15 protein-coding genes are annotated in these 14,437 nt (G+C 65.8%); 2 read left to right on the top strand and 13 right to left on the bottom strand.

The window, feature by feature from the left end; genetic code table 11:
• Positions 1–20 precede the first annotated feature (20 nt).
• The 10 genes from J2X98_RS01360 to truB all read right to left on the bottom strand — a co-directional run bounded on the left by J2X98_RS01360 (position 21) and on the right by truB (position 10,049).
• Positions 21–533 carry a DUF1579 family protein gene (locus J2X98_RS01360; protein ID WP_307303609.1) on the bottom strand — a complete coding sequence of 171 codons (513 nt, stop codon included), beginning with the start codon at positions 531–533 and terminating at the stop codon, positions 21–23.
• A gap of 64 nt (positions 534–597) precedes the next feature.
• Positions 598–1,941: a M16 family metallopeptidase gene (locus J2X98_RS01355; protein WP_141940768.1), complete on the bottom strand. Its 1,344-nt coding sequence runs from the start codon at positions 1,939–1,941 to the stop codon at positions 598–600.
• Between the two features lie 112 nt (positions 1,942–2,053).
• Complete coding sequence (locus tag J2X98_RS01350) at positions 2,054–4,312, bottom strand: polyribonucleotide nucleotidyltransferase (protein ID WP_141946218.1); 2,259 nt, start codon at positions 4,310–4,312, stop codon at positions 2,054–2,056.
• Between the two features lie 242 nt (positions 4,313–4,554).
• Entirely contained in the window at positions 4,555–4,824 is a 270-nt protein-coding gene (gene rpsO / locus J2X98_RS01345; RefSeq protein ID WP_043452786.1) for a 30S ribosomal protein S15, read from the bottom strand.
• 199 nt (positions 4,825–5,023) lie between these two features.
• Positions 5,024–6,283 (bottom strand): kynureninase, encoded by a 1,260-nt coding sequence (gene kynU, locus J2X98_RS01340; RefSeq protein ID WP_307303607.1) that lies wholly within the window; start codon positions 6,281–6,283, stop codon positions 5,024–5,026.
• Complete coding sequence (gene kynA / locus J2X98_RS01335) at positions 6,280–7,134, bottom strand: tryptophan 2,3-dioxygenase (RefSeq protein WP_141946216.1); 855 nt, start codon at positions 7,132–7,134, stop codon at positions 6,280–6,282. Before kynA ends, kynU begins: the two co-directional genes overlap by 4 nt.
• 40 nt (positions 7,135–7,174) lie before the next feature.
• On the bottom strand, positions 7,175–8,158 hold the full coding sequence (locus J2X98_RS01330; protein ID WP_307303605.1) for a bifunctional riboflavin kinase/FAD synthetase: 984 nt from the start codon (positions 8,156–8,158) through the stop codon (positions 7,175–7,177).
• 100 nt (positions 8,159–8,258) lie between these two features.
• Positions 8,259–8,726, bottom strand: a complete 468-nt coding sequence (locus J2X98_RS01325) for a hypothetical protein (RefSeq protein WP_307303603.1) — start codon at positions 8,724–8,726, stop codon at positions 8,259–8,261.
• Between the two features lie 19 nt (positions 8,727–8,745).
• Positions 8,746–9,099, bottom strand: coding sequence for a hypothetical protein (locus tag J2X98_RS01320; protein ID WP_141940764.1), 354 nt, complete (start codon positions 9,097–9,099; stop codon positions 8,746–8,748).
• A 2-nt stretch (positions 9,100–9,101) separates the two neighbouring features.
• On the bottom strand, positions 9,102–10,049 hold the full coding sequence (gene truB, locus J2X98_RS01315) for a tRNA pseudouridine(55) synthase TruB (RefSeq protein ID WP_307303601.1): 948 nt from the start codon (positions 10,047–10,049) through the stop codon (positions 9,102–9,104).
• Positions 10,050–10,206: 157 nt separating this feature from the next.
• On the opposite strand from truB, the gene J2X98_RS01310 reads away from it, so the two are divergent.
• The gene (locus tag J2X98_RS01310) at positions 10,207–11,361 is read left to right on the top strand and encodes a pyridoxal phosphate-dependent aminotransferase (protein WP_307303599.1); all 1,155 of its coding nucleotides are present in this window, start codon (positions 10,207–10,209) and stop codon (positions 11,359–11,361) included.
• Positions 11,362–11,390: 29 nt separating this feature from the next.
• Here J2X98_RS01310 and trxA read toward each other — a convergent pair whose 3' ends face one another.
• Both trxA and J2X98_RS01300 read right to left on the bottom strand, forming a co-directional pair.
• Positions 11,391–11,828: a thioredoxin gene (trxA, locus tag J2X98_RS01305; protein ID WP_307303597.1), complete on the bottom strand. Its 438-nt coding sequence runs from the start codon at positions 11,826–11,828 to the stop codon at positions 11,391–11,393.
• A 2-nt stretch (positions 11,829–11,830) separates the two neighbouring features.
• Positions 11,831–12,370: a nucleoside deaminase gene (locus J2X98_RS01300; protein WP_307303596.1), complete on the bottom strand. Its 540-nt coding sequence runs from the start codon at positions 12,368–12,370 to the stop codon at positions 11,831–11,833.
• A 175-nt stretch (positions 12,371–12,545) separates the two neighbouring features.
• Between J2X98_RS01300 and J2X98_RS01295 the strand changes: the two genes are divergently transcribed.
• Positions 12,546–13,673: a ScyD/ScyE family protein gene (locus tag J2X98_RS01295; protein WP_307303595.1), complete on the top strand. Its 1,128-nt coding sequence runs from the start codon at positions 12,546–12,548 to the stop codon at positions 13,671–13,673.
• 87 nt (positions 13,674–13,760) lie between these two features.
• Here the strand turns inward: J2X98_RS01295 and rbfA are convergent, their stop codons facing one another.
• A complete protein-coding gene (rbfA, locus tag J2X98_RS01290; protein WP_141940759.1) occupies positions 13,761–14,270 on the bottom strand; it encodes a 30S ribosome-binding factor RbfA in 510 nt (169 codons plus the stop codon).
• Positions 14,271–14,437 lie beyond the last annotated feature (167 nt).

Raw genomic sequence — 14,437 nt, 5'->3', positions numbered from 1 at the left:
ACTACCGCGATCAATTGCTGTCACGCCCGTTGAAATACCGAGCGCATGAACGGCCGGTAGGGCGAAGCCTTGCCGTCGATCCCAGCCTCGGGTGAGTCGCCGCCGTCGTGCGTGTCGGGGGACCGGAGGTCGGTGACATGGGTCAGGACATCGTCTTCCACCCAGATTGAATGGCGCGTCCAGCCGCCGTCGCCGTGGCGTTCAATGCGCAGGACGCCGTCGTGCCAGGTGCAGCGCGCGGCTGTACCCGGGCCGCCACCAGGGCTGTCCACGTAGTACCAAAGCACATCCGGATGGACGGGGTCGAGGGTGAAGATGCCGTGCCCTTCGAAGTGGCCCCCGTCCGGCTCAACGTGCCGGTAGCTCTGTACCGTCCCAAGGCCACCGGCCACCCGGGTATACGAAACTTCAGCTTCCACGTCGCTGGCGGGCCCCCAAGGCCCCGCAGCCACGCGGGTGCTTCCCCGCCAATGGCCAAGGAGGGCTGACAGGGCAGGATGCACCTGCACCTGCGCCGGCTGGTTCGCTGTCACGCCGCCCCTCCCAAGAATCGCTGCTACCTCAGGATGGACTCTTGGCGGCCGCCGCGCCAGCGTCTTACAGCCCGAACGTCTCCGACTCTTCAAAAGGGCCCACTACTGTGATGGTCCGCGGTGCGGCAGCGAGTTCTGCGGCCAGTTCCTGCACCTGCTCTGCCGTGACGGCTTTGATCAGGCGAAGGGTTTCGTCGATGTCCTGGTATTCGCCGGAGACCAGCTCGGCCCGGCCCAGCCGGGACATGCGGGAGCCGGTGTCCTCCAGCGCCAGGACGATTCCGCCGCCCAGCTGGCCCACTGCCTTGCGGAGTTCATCGTCCGAAATGCCGTGCTCGGCGAGCTTGTCCAACTCCACGCCCAGCAGGTCCACCACCTGGCGTACCTTGGATGGCGTGCAGCCGGCGTACATGCCGAAGTAGCCGGCGTCGGCGTATGACGAAGCGAAGGAGTAGGTGGAGTACACCAAGCCCCGCTTCTCGCGGACTTCCTGGAACAGCCGGGAGGACATGCCTCCGCCCAGGACTGCGTTCAGGACGCTCATGACGTAGCGGCGTTCGTCGGTGGCGACGATCGTGGGGCATCCCATGATGATGTTCGCCTGCTCCACGGCTCGCTTGACCACGTGCAGGCCGGCGGTGCCGGTGATCAGGGCCCGCTCCGTTGACCGCCGCTGCACGGGGGCCGCGTCAGGCTCCAGCGACCACCCCGAGGACTCAAGGGCCTCCACCACGAGTCCGCAGACGACGTCGTGGTCGAGGCCGCCCGCGGCGGTGATGACGAGTTCCTGCGGCTTGTAGTACCTGCGGTAGTGCTCCCAGACGGAGTCGCGGGCAACGGCCTTGATGGCCGTGGGTGTACCGCCGATGGGGCGGCCGAGAGGATGGCTGCCCAGGACCGCGGCGACAAAGTGTTCGTGGGCAACGTCGGTGGGGTCATCGCTGTCCATCGCGATTTCCTCGAGGATGACGTCCCGTTCCTGCTCCATCTCATCGGGGTCCAGCACAGCACCGGTGATCATGTCCGCAATCACGTCAATTGCCATGGGAAGGTCCGAATCGAGGACCCGGGCAAAGTAGCAGGTGCTTTCCTTGGCTGTTGCCGCGTTCGACTCGCCGCCCACCTCGTCGAACGCCGAAGCAATCTCCAAGGCAGTACGGCGCTTGGTGCCCTTGAACAGCAGGTGCTCCAGGAAGTGGGTGGACCCGTGCTGGCCGGGCGCCTCGTCCCGGGAACCCACGCCAACCCAAAACCCGATGGTGGCGGACCGCTGCCCCGGCATCGCTTCCGTCAGTACCCGCACTCCCCCCGGCAGCACGGAACGCCGGACCTCGGACCCGCCGTCGGAGCCGTGGACCAGGGTGTCGCCGGCGTGGTTCTGCTCAAGCGGCAGGGGTACAACAGTCATTGATGCCTTTCAGGACGGGCAGCCGGATCTGGCTGCCATCGTAACAGCGGCGGGACCGGTGGATCATCCACCGGTCCCGCCGATTCATGCTGATGCCCGGAAGCCCGGACTGTTAGACGTCAGCGCCTTCAGCGGGCTCCGTGGCGTGGACGCGCTCGGAGTCGGCCGGAGCCTCTTCCTCGGCAACCACCGGGGCGAGCGAGAGCTTTCCGCGGTCATCGATCTTGGTGATTTCCACCTGGATCTTCTGTCCGACGGAGACCACGTCCTCCACGTTGTCCACGCGCTTGCCGTTGGCCAGCTTGCGGAGCTCGGAGATGTGCAGGAGGCCGTCCTTGCCCGGGGTCAGCGACACGAAAGCACCGAAGGTGGTGGTCTTGACGACCGTACCCAGGTAACGCTCGCCGATTTCCGGGACCTGCGGGTTCGCGATGGCGTTGATGGCGGAGCGTGCTGCGTCGGCAGACGGGCCGTTGGTGGCGCCAATGTAGACCGTGCCGTCGTCCTCGATGGAGATGTCGGCGCCGGTGTCTTCCTGGATCTGGTTGATCATCTTGCCCTTGGGGCCGATGACCTCGCCGATCTTGTCCACGGGGATCTTCACGGCGATGACGCGCGGAGCGAACTCGGAGAGCTCGTCCGGGGTGTCGATGGCCGAGTTGATGACCTCGAGGATGTGCAGGCGTGCTTCGCGGGCCTGCTTCAGGGCCGCCGCCAGAACGGATGCGGGGATGCCGTCGAGCTTGGTGTCCAGCTGGATGGCCGTGACGAACTCGGAGGTACCGGCAACCTTGAAGTCCATGTCACCGAAGGCGTCTTCGGCGCCGAGGATGTCGGTCAGGGCTGCGTAGCGGGTCTGGCCGTCAACCTGGTCGGAGACCAGGCCCATGGCGATGCCGGCGACGGCGGCCTTCAGGGGCACACCGGCGTTCAGCAGGGACAGGGTGGAGGCGCAGACGGAACCCATCGACGTCGAACCGTTGGATCCGAGGGCCTCGGACACCTGGCGGATGGCGTACGGGAACTCTTCGCGGGACGGCAGGACGGGCACGAGTGCGCGCTCTGCCAGGGCGCCGTGGCCGATTTCGCGGCGCTTGGGCGAGCCCACGCGGCCGGTCTCACCGGTGGAGTACGGCGGGAAGTTGTAGTTGTGCATGTAGCGCTTGCGCGTGACCGGAGACAGCGAGTCGATCTGCTGTTCCATCTTCAGCATGTTCAGCGTGGTGACACCCATGATCTGGGTCTCGCCGCGTTCGAAGATGGCCGAGCCGTGGACGCGGGGCAGGACCTCAACCTCGGCGGTAAGCTGGCGGATGTCCGTCAGGCCACGGCCGTCGATGCGGATCTGGTCCTTGAGGATGCGCTGGCGCACAACGTGCTTGGTGACCGAGCGGAAGGCTGCGGACAGTTCCTTCTCGCGGCCTTCGAACTGGCCGGCCAGGTTGGCCAGGACCTCGTCCTTGAGAGCGTCGGAAGCGTTGTCGCGCTCCTGCTTGTCGGCGATCTGGAAGACAGCGGCGAGCTTGTCGGCTGCAGCGGACTCGACGGCGGCGTAAACGTCGTCCTCGTAGTCCAGGAAGACCGGGAACTCGACCGTGGGCTTGGCAGCGCGGGCGGCGAGGTCGGCCTGGGCGTCGCACAGTGCCTTGATGAACGGCTTGGCAGCCTCAAGGCCCTCGGCCACAACCTCTTCGGTGGGAGCGGTTGCGCCCTGTTCCTTGATGAGGTTCCAGGAGTTGTCCGTGGCTTCGGCCTCAACCATCATGATGGCGACGTCGTCACCGGCAACGCGGCCGGCGACAACCATGTTGAAGACCGAGTTCTCCAGCTGGGAGTGCTTGGGGAACGCGACCCACTGGGAACCGTTCTCGTCGTTTACCAGGGCAACGCGGACGCCGCCGATGGGGCCGGAGAACGGCAGGCCGGACAGCTGGGTGGACATCGAGGAGGCGTTGATGGCCACAACGTCGTAGAGCTCGTCCGGGTTGATGGCCAGGACGGTCACCACGATCTGGACCTCGTTGCGCAGGCCCTTGATGAAGGCGGGGCGCAGCGGGCGGTCCATCAGGCGGCAGGCCAGGATGGCTTCGGTGGACGGGCGGCCTTCGCGGCGGAAGAACGAACCCGGGATGCGGCCGGCAGCGTACATGCGCTCTTCGACGTCGACGGTCAGCGGGAAGAAGTCGAAGCCTTCACGCGGGTGCTTGCCGGCGGTGGTGGCGGACAGCAGCGCGGTGTCATCGTCGATGTACACCATGGCTGCGCCGGCTGCCTGCTTGGCAAGGCGGCCGGTTTCGAAGCGGATTACGCGCTTGCCGAAACGGCCATTGTCAATGACTGCTTCCGAGAACTGGATTTCGGGACCCTCCAAGAGAGTCACCTCCGTTTCTTTCTTACGGAAGTCCAGCCGCATCAACCCAGCCAGCATCTGTCTACTGGCCCTGCACCCGGTCATCGATCGAGACCCACGGGCCGCCGGCTTCAGTCAACGAAGCCGTTCCCGGAGATCACTACCGAGGACCGCGAATGCGTGATGCGGTTGATCCTCCTGTTTAGTTTTTCATTTGAAGAAGGCGGCCCGTTCCGCGTGGAAAGGGCCGCCCCAAAGCCAGACTAGCGGCGCAGGCCGAGGCGCTCGATGAGCGAACGGTAGCGGGCGATGTCAGTCTTCTTGAGGTAGCTCAGCATACGCTTGCGACGACCAACCATGGCCAGCAGACCGCGCTGGGTGTGGTAGTCGTGCTTGTGCTCCTTCATGTGCTCAGTCAGATCCTTGATCCGCTGGGTCAGGACGGCAACCTGGACCTCCGGTGAACCGGTGTCGCCTTCGGCGGTTGCGTATTCCTTGATGATGGACTGCTTTACAGCGGCGTCAAGTGCCACAATTACTCCTTGGGAATGTGCCGTGAGGGCCCAGGTCAGTAACTCACTGCCGGGTCTGCCGCGTCCGTCCCACTCCGATCATCGAAGGTGGGCGCCTGCAACAGGAACCAGCCGCCACGGACTGCAGCCGGATCCGTCGTCCAGTTTACCGGCCCGGGCCTAACCTTGTCGAAACACGGGCGGCAGGAACCCTGAGGGGTCAGCCCTGCAGCCGGTCCCGGATGGCCGCCATGCCCTGCAGCACTTCGGCGAAGCTGGTGCTCAGCGGTGACAATCCGACGCGGATGCCGTGCGGCGAGCGGAAATCCGGAATGACGTCCCCGTCCCAGAGCGCTTCCACGGTGGCCTTGGTGAAGTCCGGGTGGTCCACCGTGATGTGGCCGCCCCGTTCCCCCGGCTCCCGTGGCGAGGCCAGTTCCGCGCCCAACGGCGCCAGCCAGGCATCGAAGAGCTCCACGGCGAAGGCCGTCAATGCCACGGACTTTTCCCGAATGGCGCCCATCGATGCTTCCTCAATGAGGTCCAGTGTGCCCTGCATGGCGATCATTCCGAAGATGGCGGGGGTGCCGCTGAGGAAACCGCGGATGCCCGCAGCCGGTTCATAGCCTGCAGCCATTTCGAAGGCGTCCTTCCGGCCCATCCAGCCCCAGATGGGCTGGTTCAGGGACGCGAGGTGCCGGGCATTGACATAGGCGAAGGCCGGCGACCCGGGACCTCCGTTGAGGTACTTGTAGGTGCACCCGGCAGCGAAGTCCACGTCCGCGCCGTCCAGGTCGATCTCCACCGACCCCGCGGAATGGCAAAGGTCCCACACCACCAGGGCGCCGGCGTCGTGCACTGCCGCGGTGATTCCGGGCAGGTCGGCAAGGTGCCCTGAGCGGTAGGCGATCTGGCTGAGGAGGACGACGGCGGTGCGGGGCCCGGTAACCTGCCTCACCTGGTCAAGGGTCACCCCGGCGGCGGGGTCCGGCTCGATCCAGCGGAGGGTCAGGCCTTCCTCAAGCGCGATGCCTTCCACAAGGTAGCGGTCCGTGGGGAAGTTCTCGGTGTCGAGCACGAGTTCGTTGCGGTCCGGGTCCTGCACTGCCGCAAGTGCTGCCCGGATCAGCTTGTACAGCACCACGGTGGTGGAGTCCGCGATGATGGTCTGTCCCGGTGCCGCGCCCAGGACGGCACGGCCCATCTGGTCACCGATGGCCTGCGGCATGGCGAGCCATTTCTCGTCCCAGCCGCGGATGAGGCGTCCACCCCACTCGTCACGGACGAAGGCAGCGACGTCGTCGGCGGTCCGCTTCAACGGCCTGCCCAGCGAGTTGCCGTCAAGGTAGGACAGCGGCGTGTCGGTGCCGATGAAGTGATCCCGGAAGTGGGCCAGGGGATCGTTCCGGTCCAGCTCAGCGGCATGCTGCCTGAGCTCCTCCGAGGACACACCGGTGGGGTTTTCCTGATGGATGCTCATTGTCCGATCTCCGTCCTGACAGCGAATAGTTCCGGGAAGAACGTCAGTTCAAGGGCCTTCTGCAGGAAGGTCACACCGCTGGACCCGCCCGTGCCCGTCTTCATGCCGATGGTCCGCTGCACCGTGCGCAGGTGCCGGAACCGCCACAGCTGGAAGTTGTCCTCCAGGTCAACCAGTTCCTCGCAGGCCTCGTACGCCGCCCAGTTGTCCGCCGCATTCTCGTAGATGTGCTTGAAGAGTGGCACCAGTTCCGGAGCGAACTCGTGGGCGCGGGTCACGTCGCGGTCAAGGACTGAGACGGGGACATTGAAGCCCTGCCGGGAGAGGTAAGCCAGGAACTCGTCATAGATGCTGGGGGCGGCAAGCAGTTCCTCCAGCATGGCGTGGGCCTGGGGATCGGACTCGAAGACCGGGAGCATCTTCCGGTTCTTGTTCCCCAGGACGAATTCCACCGCCCGGTACTGGGCGGACTGGAACCCTGAGGAGTTGCCCAGGAAGCCTCGGAACTGCGAATACTCCGTGGGCGTCAGGGTGGCCAGGACGGACCACTGCTCGGTGAGGGTCTTCTGGATGTGCTTGACCCGGGCGATGCCCTTGAGCGCCGAGCCGAGGTCGTCTTCGCGAAGCCACACGGCGGCGCTGCGCAGTTCATGCAGGACCAGCTTCAGCCACAGCTCCGTGGTCTGGTGCTGGATGATGAACAGCAGTTCGTCATGATGTTCGGGCTGGCTGACCGGCTGTTGCGCGCTGAGCAGCGTGGGAAGCTGCAGGTAGGAGGCATAGCTCATCCGCGAGCTGAAGTCGCGGACTATCCCCTTGTCCAGCTTGCGGGTGTTCTTCTCGACGGACACGTCCAGCCTTTCGTTGTTGTCAGCCTGGTGAAGGCTGCAGTCAGCGGCCAGCCAGGAGCTGATGCGCCTGGTCGACATCCAGCCGCATTTGTTCCACGAGGGCCTCAGGGCCACGGTAAGCCACCATGCCCCGGAGCCGCTGCACGAATTCCACGATGACTGTCTGGCCGTAGAGATCGAAGTCCTCCACGGCTTCCTTTGGCCTGTCGATCACGTGTGCTTCGACTTGGCGGCTGACGCCGTCGAACGTGGGGTTGGAGCCTACGGAAATGGCGGCCGGCCAACGCTTGCCGGCCTGGTCCACCAGCCAGCCGGCGTAGATGCCGTCGGCCGGGACCAGGCCCGTGGCGTCCGGGGAAAGGTTTGCCGTGGGGAATCCCAGCGCCCTGCCGCGGGCGGCGCCGTGCACCACTTCGCCGCGCATGCGGTGGGGGCGGCCCAGGACGGAGGCGGCTGTGGCGACGTCGCCTTCCTGCAGGGCCTCGCGCACCCAGGTGGAAGAACAGCGGCGGTCCGTGCCGCCGTCGTCATGCAGGGGGTAGCCCTCGGACCCGAACTCGCTGATGACCTGGACGTCGAAACCGAACTTTTCGCCCAGCGCCTTCATGGTCTCCAGGTCGCCGGAGTTGCCCCGTCCAAAGCGGGCGTCGTGGCCGATGACCACGTGGCTGGCATGCAGGCAGTGCACCAGGTACTGCTCCACGAATTCCTCGGCCGTGAGGCTGGCAAGATCCAGGGAGTATTTGACTACCAGGATGGCATCCAGGCCAAGCTCCCCCAGCGCCTCCAGCTTGTCATCCAGGCCCATGATCAGCTCCGGGGCCGATTCGGGCCGGTGGATGACTGCCGGGTGGGGGTCGAAAGTGATGGCCACGGCCTTCGCCTGTGCGAGGCGGGCCGAACGGATCAGTTGGGACAGCACCTGCTGGTGGCCGCGGTGAACGCCGTCGAAGTTGCCGAAAGTGACAACAGATGGGCCGAAGTCCGCCGGGACATCGGACGGATCGTTCCAGATGTAAACCATCACCCTCGCCTTAAGCTGCCTGAAAGCATCGACGTTCCGTCAACCATGCCGGCCGCGGAACTCTTCAAGGTTACCCGGATTCACGGCGCAGCTTTTGCGCCTACTCCGCGGCGTTGCCCGGGGCCGCCGCCACCTTGGACGGACGGCGCCGGTACAGCCACACCAGGCCCAGGATGGGCAGCAGCAGGGGGATGAAACCGTAGCCGCGGCCAAAGAGGGACCATACGGTCTCGTGCGGGAACTGGACGGAGTCAAGGATGCTGAGTGTTCCCACCACCAGCACACCCACCAGTTCCACCAGCACTGCCGCCACGGAAACTTTGAACCAGGTGGTTCCCGCCTTCGCCAGCGAAATCGTCGCCACGATATACACCACGGCGGCGAAGGCGGAGAGCAGGTACGCCAGCGGGGCCTCGGAGAACTTGGTGAGGATCTGGTAGCCGGCGCGGGCAGTAGCCGAAATGGCGAAAACGCCGTACACCGCGATCAGCAGGCGGCCGGGCCCGGTGTTGCGGGTGTTGCGGACAGGGGTCTTGCCGGTGGCCGCCTGGGCCTGCTGGTTCTTCATTCTTGCTGCTTCTTCCACTTCAGTACCAGATCTGGTTCATTCGGGCAGCCATGACCAGCGCCGTGACGCCGACGGCGGCCAGGACAAAGTTGCTCCACCGGGTTCGTTCCAGGATGGACCAGTAGATTGCTGCCGGTGGCAGCAGCATGGCCGTGGCCATGTAGCCCCAGAACTCCCAGGCTTCCCCGGCGATGTGTTCGCCGGCGATGACCCGCACGATCGAACCCACCAGGTAGACCACCAGGGCTGCTTCCACGGCCACCACGGACAGGAGGGTGACGTCGTTCGGCGCCTTCTTGAGGATTCCGGCGCCCAGGCACAGCAGGGTGGACACGAGGCCGACGACGAGGATGATCCAAAAGTATCCGTCCATACTCAGGCCTCCGCTGCAGCGGTTGCCGCAGTCCCGCTGCCGTTTCCGGTGCCGGGGGCAAAGACAAGCACAGGTTTGGCGTAGCTGCCTGCGTCCGCGAGGAGGGCCACCAGGGAACCATCAGGGGCGAAGGCAGCCGCCGGGTGCTCGGCTGTGGCGGCCTCGGGGGTGCCGGCTGCCGCGCCGGCTGCGATCCGCCGGCCGAAGGAAATCTCTGCGGTCTCCGCCGCGGTCAGTTCACGGTTGGGCATCAGGGCCCGGGCTGCCTGGGACATCTCCAGGACGGTGAGCTCATCGGCGAGCTGTTCGAGGGTCCGCGCCTGGTCCAGCGTGTAGGGCCCCACCTGGGTCCGCCGGAGGGCGGTGAGGTGGCCTCCGACGCCCAGGGCGGTGCCGAGGTCCCGGGCCAGTGCCCGGATGTACGTGCCGGAAGAGCACTCAACGGTCACGTCCAGGTCCAGGACACCGGCGTCGCCGTCCCGCCGGATCGAATGCACCTCAAACCGGTGGATGGTGACCGGCCGCGCGGCGAGCTTGACGTCCTCGCCGGAACGCACCCGTGCGTAGGCGCGTTCGCCGTTGACCTTGATGGCGCTGACGCTGCTGGGCACCTGCTGGATGTCGCCCGTGAGCGCTGCAACGGCGTCGTGGATTTGTTCGTCGGCGACGCCGGCGGCGCTGGTGGTGGCAGTGACCTCGCCCTCCGCATCATCCGTGACGGTCGACTGGCCAAGCCGGATGGTGGCGGTGTAGGTCTTGGATGTGCCCACGATGTAGGTCAGCAGGCGGGTGGCTTTGTTGATGCCCAGCACCAGCACGCCCGTGGCCATGGGATCCAGGGTTCCTGCGTGCCCCACTTTCCGGGTCCCTGCGAGGCGCCGCATCCGGCCAACCACATCGTGGCTGGTCCATCCCTGCGGCTTGTCCACTATCACCAGTCCAGAAAGCACGCCTCCCAGTATATCGGCGCAGGTTGGGGCGCCCGTGCAGGCGTACAGCGGCAGGCGTGGGGCCCAGCGGCGAGGGGCGTACGACGGCGGCGGGCAGCCGTCCCTTTCCCTCACCGGCCGTCGTGGGGCGGAAGCCGCGGCGGCTAGGATGGCTGGCATGCCTGAGCTTGCCGCCCATGTCCGCGACGTCCCCGTCAACCAGATCCGGGAGATTACCGAGGCAGCATGGCGCACGCCGGGCGCCGTGGTACTTAGCATCGGGGAACCAGGGTTCGCGCTTCCCCGGCATGTCCTGGACGCGGGTATTGCCTGCCTTGACCGGGACGAGACAAACTACACGCCCAATGCCGGCATCCCTGCTCTTCGCGAGGCGTTCGCCGCCAGGTTCCGGGAAGAACAGGGCGTAGACGTCGGCGCTGAGCGCGTGTACGTGGTGTCGGGCGCGCAGCAGGGACTGCACTTCGCCATGAGCCTGCTGCTCTCCCCCGGCGACGAAATCCTGATTCCCAACCCGGGCTACCCCACGTTCGCCATGACCAGCCGGCTGCTAAACGCCGTTCCCGTGGGCTATCCCCTGCGCCCGGAGCATGGTTTCCAGCCCCGGGTGGCCGACGTGGAAGCCCTCATCACCAGCCGCACCCGGGTGCTGGTGCTCAACTCTCCCTCCAATCCGCTGGGCGCCGTGCTCGACGCGGAACTTGTCCGTGAGCTGGTGGAACTGGCCCGCCGCCACGATATCTGGGTCATTTCAGACGAGTGCTACGAGGCGTTCACCTACGAAGTGCCGCACGTCAGCCCGGCCCGGTTCGATGGCAGCACGCCCAGCGATGCCCGCATCTTCACCTCGCTGACGCTGTCGAAGACCTACGGACTGACGGGCCTGCGGATCGGCGCCCTGGTCTGTCCGCCGGGGCTCGAACAGAAGATGGACAACGTCATGGAATCGATCGTGTCCTGCGTGGCATCGGCACCGCAATACGCAGCGCTTGCAGCGCTCACGGGCCCGCAGGACTATGTCCGGCACGCACACCAGCACTACCGCGAGAACCGGGACGCGGCGTCGGCGGTCCTGGCGGCGAAGGGAATCCGCTACCTGCCGGCACAGGGCGCGTTCTACCTCTGGGCGGATATGTCCCACGTGACCGGTGGCGATGTGCGGTCCTGGGTACGGCGCTTCCTTGCGGATTCGGGCGTGGCGCTGGCTCCCGGTACGGCGTTCGGCTCCATTGGCGAGGGCTGGGTCCGGATCGCACTGTGCGGCCGGAAGCAGGATTTGCTGGAAGGGTTGTCGCGGCTTCCTGCAGCATCCTGACCCCGGGACGCTTCAACAGAGAGTCCCCGCTAGCCTCGGGCGCCGGCCAGCGCTTTGTCGAGCCAGGAACGCAGCACCTCTGCCGGGGCGGCGCCGGCCTGCCGGGCGGCAACCTTCCCGTCCACGATCACCATCAACGTGGGAATGGCCTGCACGTCGAACCGCCGGGACAGGTTGGGCGACTTGTCCTCGTCCACCTTGACCAGCTTGATTTTCCCGGGCCGTTCCCGGGCCAGCTTGTCCAGGACCGGGCTGACCATGCGGCAGGGTCCGCACCAGGCAGCCCAGAAATCGACCAGCACCGGAACTGGCGACTGCTCGGCCACGGCCGCGAAGTCGGTGTCGCCTGCGGAAACGATCCATGGCAGGTCCGTCTTGCAGTTGCCGCAGCGCGGGTGGCCGGCGGCCTGGGCCGGCACCCTGTTGGTCTTCCCGCAGGCGGGGCAGGCCACAAGCGTTGGTTCCATGGCTAGTATTCCTTCCTGGCGTCAAAGGCGCGCCATGTTTGGAAGGGAACATCCGATGTAGGGATGTCACCCCTGGTGACCGGCATGAGTTCCGGCGCGCCCCCGCTGAAGTAGTCGTAGAAGAGGGCGTCGTCAAAGCCGGCGGCCGCGGCGCCGTGGCGGTCGGCCGCGAAGTAGACGTGGCCGATCCGGGCCCAGAGGGCCGACGCCAGGCACATCGGGCACGGCTCGCAGCTCGCGTAGAGGATGGAGCCAGTGAGGTCGAAGTCCGCGGTTGCAGCAGCAGCCGCCCGGATGGCCACCACCTCTGCGTGGGCAGTGGGATCGTTGTCCCGGGTGACCCTGTTGACGCCGGCATGGACGCGCCCGTCCCGCGTCACCACCACCGCCCCGAACGGGCCACCGCCCTGGCCGACGTTTTGGGTGGCCAGGTCCACTGCGTGGGCAAGGTATTTGGCCAGGTCAGGGTGGAAATCCTGGCCGGGGTTTCGCCCCTGGCCGAGGTTCCGGGAGGGGCTGCCGCCATGGTCCGCAGAGGTCATAGCACGATCCTAGCCACCGGCGCCCCGTTGGGGGATGGAAAGGGGGACAACGAGGGGGCATTCCACCTGCCCCTACCGGCCGGTAGGGGCCTACGCTTGCGCCCGGGGGACACATTCAGCCTCTGCGGAGGCTTCCATACCAAGCCCGCAAGGGCCTCGCACCCCGGAGTACCCAATGAAGAAAAGACTCGCACTCTTAGCTTGTATCGCCGCCTCGGCCGCTGCCATAGCGTCCGCAGGCCCCGCCGCCGCCTCCGCCGGCGCACCGAATTATCAGGTTCTTGCAGACGGGCTCGTCTCCCCACTGCACGTCTCGGCAGGAACCGGAAAATCAGTCCTGGTTTCCCAGGACTTCGTCGGGAAGCTGACCCGCATCAACCGTGACGGCTCCACGGCCGACCTGGACACGCACACGGCCAAAGGCTGGGAGGTGGCGGGTTCCGATACCCGGGGCAGCACCACGTATTACCTTGAGAGCGTGGGCGCAGGCCAGGGCGACCCGGCAGCACTGCACGGCTACCTCAAGTCCATCGACTCAAAGGGCCATGTGGAGACCATCGCAAACATTGCCGCCTACGAGCGGCGCCACAACCCGGACGGTGACCAGCGTTACGGATTCGGCGACGACGTCAGCGCCCAGTGCCTCGCCAACTGGCCCAAGTTCCCGCCTCCCGCGTACAAGGGCATGGTTGATTCGCATCCCTACGCGCTGGCAGTCCGCGATGACACAGCTTATGTCGCAGATGCGGGCATGAACGCCGTCCTCAAGGTCAACCTGAAGAACGGCGACATAGACACCGTTGCCGTCCTCCCCCCGAGGCCGGCCGTCATTCCGGCGGGTTTGAAAATCCCGGTAGACATGCAGGGGAACACCATGACGGTTCCGGACTGCGTGGTGGGGCATAAGTACGCGTTTGAACCCGTGCCCACGGACATCGGGATCGGTCCCGACGGCATGCTCTACGTGACGTCGCTGCCAGGCGGCCCTGAAGGACCCGAACTGGGTGCGCGGGGAGCCGTCTTCAAGGTCAACCCGTGGAACGGTGACACCGACGTCTGGGCAGACCACATCCTCAGCCCCACCGGCCTGGCTGTGGCGGGCAACGGAGACGTGTATGTTGCCTCCCTCTTTGGCGGGCAGATCCTGAAATTCACCTGCGGAGGTGACCGCTCGAAGTTCCTGGCCGTTAACCTGCCGGCCGACGTCGACATCAAGGGAGACAACCTCTACGCCACGATCGACGCCTTGGGCGACCCGTCCCAGCCACCTGCCGGCAAGGTCATCAAGGTGGACCTCAAGTAGCACCGGACATGTGGCCGGACGTCATGGCACGCACGGGTTAAAAGCACCAGGGGCCCGGAATTACTTCCGGGCCCCTGGTGTGGGGTGCTACTTGTTGCTGTCCTCGTCGAGATCCTCATCGTCGGCGAGGTCCTGGTCCTCTTCGTCGAAGTCGTCCTCGTCGATGTCCACGTCGGCGGATGCATCAGACTTGTAGGGATCGGCGTCGCCCGCGTGCTTGGCTTTGGCAGCCAGTGCGGCCACCTCGGCGTCGCGCTTCTTGGCCTCGCGGAGCAGCTCTTCGAGGTTTGACGCGACCACCGGAATCTGGTCAGCCACAAACTCAAGGGTGGGGGTCAGGCGCACGGTGATGTTGCGTCCAACCTCCTGCCGAAGCACACCCTTGGCCTTCTCAAGCCCCTTGGCAGCATCAGCCTGGACAGCCTGGTCGCCAAGGACGGTGTAGTAAACAGTGGCATGCTGAAGATCATTGGTCACGCGGGCATCAGTGACAGTAATGCCCTCCACCCGCGGATCCTTGATCCTCCGGCCCAGGGCCTCAGCAACAACAACCTTAATCCGCTGCGCCAACTTGGCAGCGCGTGCCGGATCAGCCATGAACAACTCCTATAAGAAGAAAAAATTAGGGACGTACGACGGCGGCACAGAGGCTGCATCGAACGTTTCAGTTATGTGCCACGCACCTAAGGCGAGTCTACGACGGGACTACCGTCGGGATTTTCCGGCGGCCTGGGAGTGGCATCGGGCCTGCCGAAGCTGGGTGG

The organism is Pseudarthrobacter enclensis, from assembly GCF_030811655.1.
GTDB classification, from domain to species: Bacteria; Actinomycetota; Actinomycetes; order Actinomycetales; family Micrococcaceae; genus Arthrobacter; species Arthrobacter enclensis_A.
Note: the sequence above shows the minus strand (reverse complement) of the source record. Positions and strands in the feature narration are given on the sequence as shown.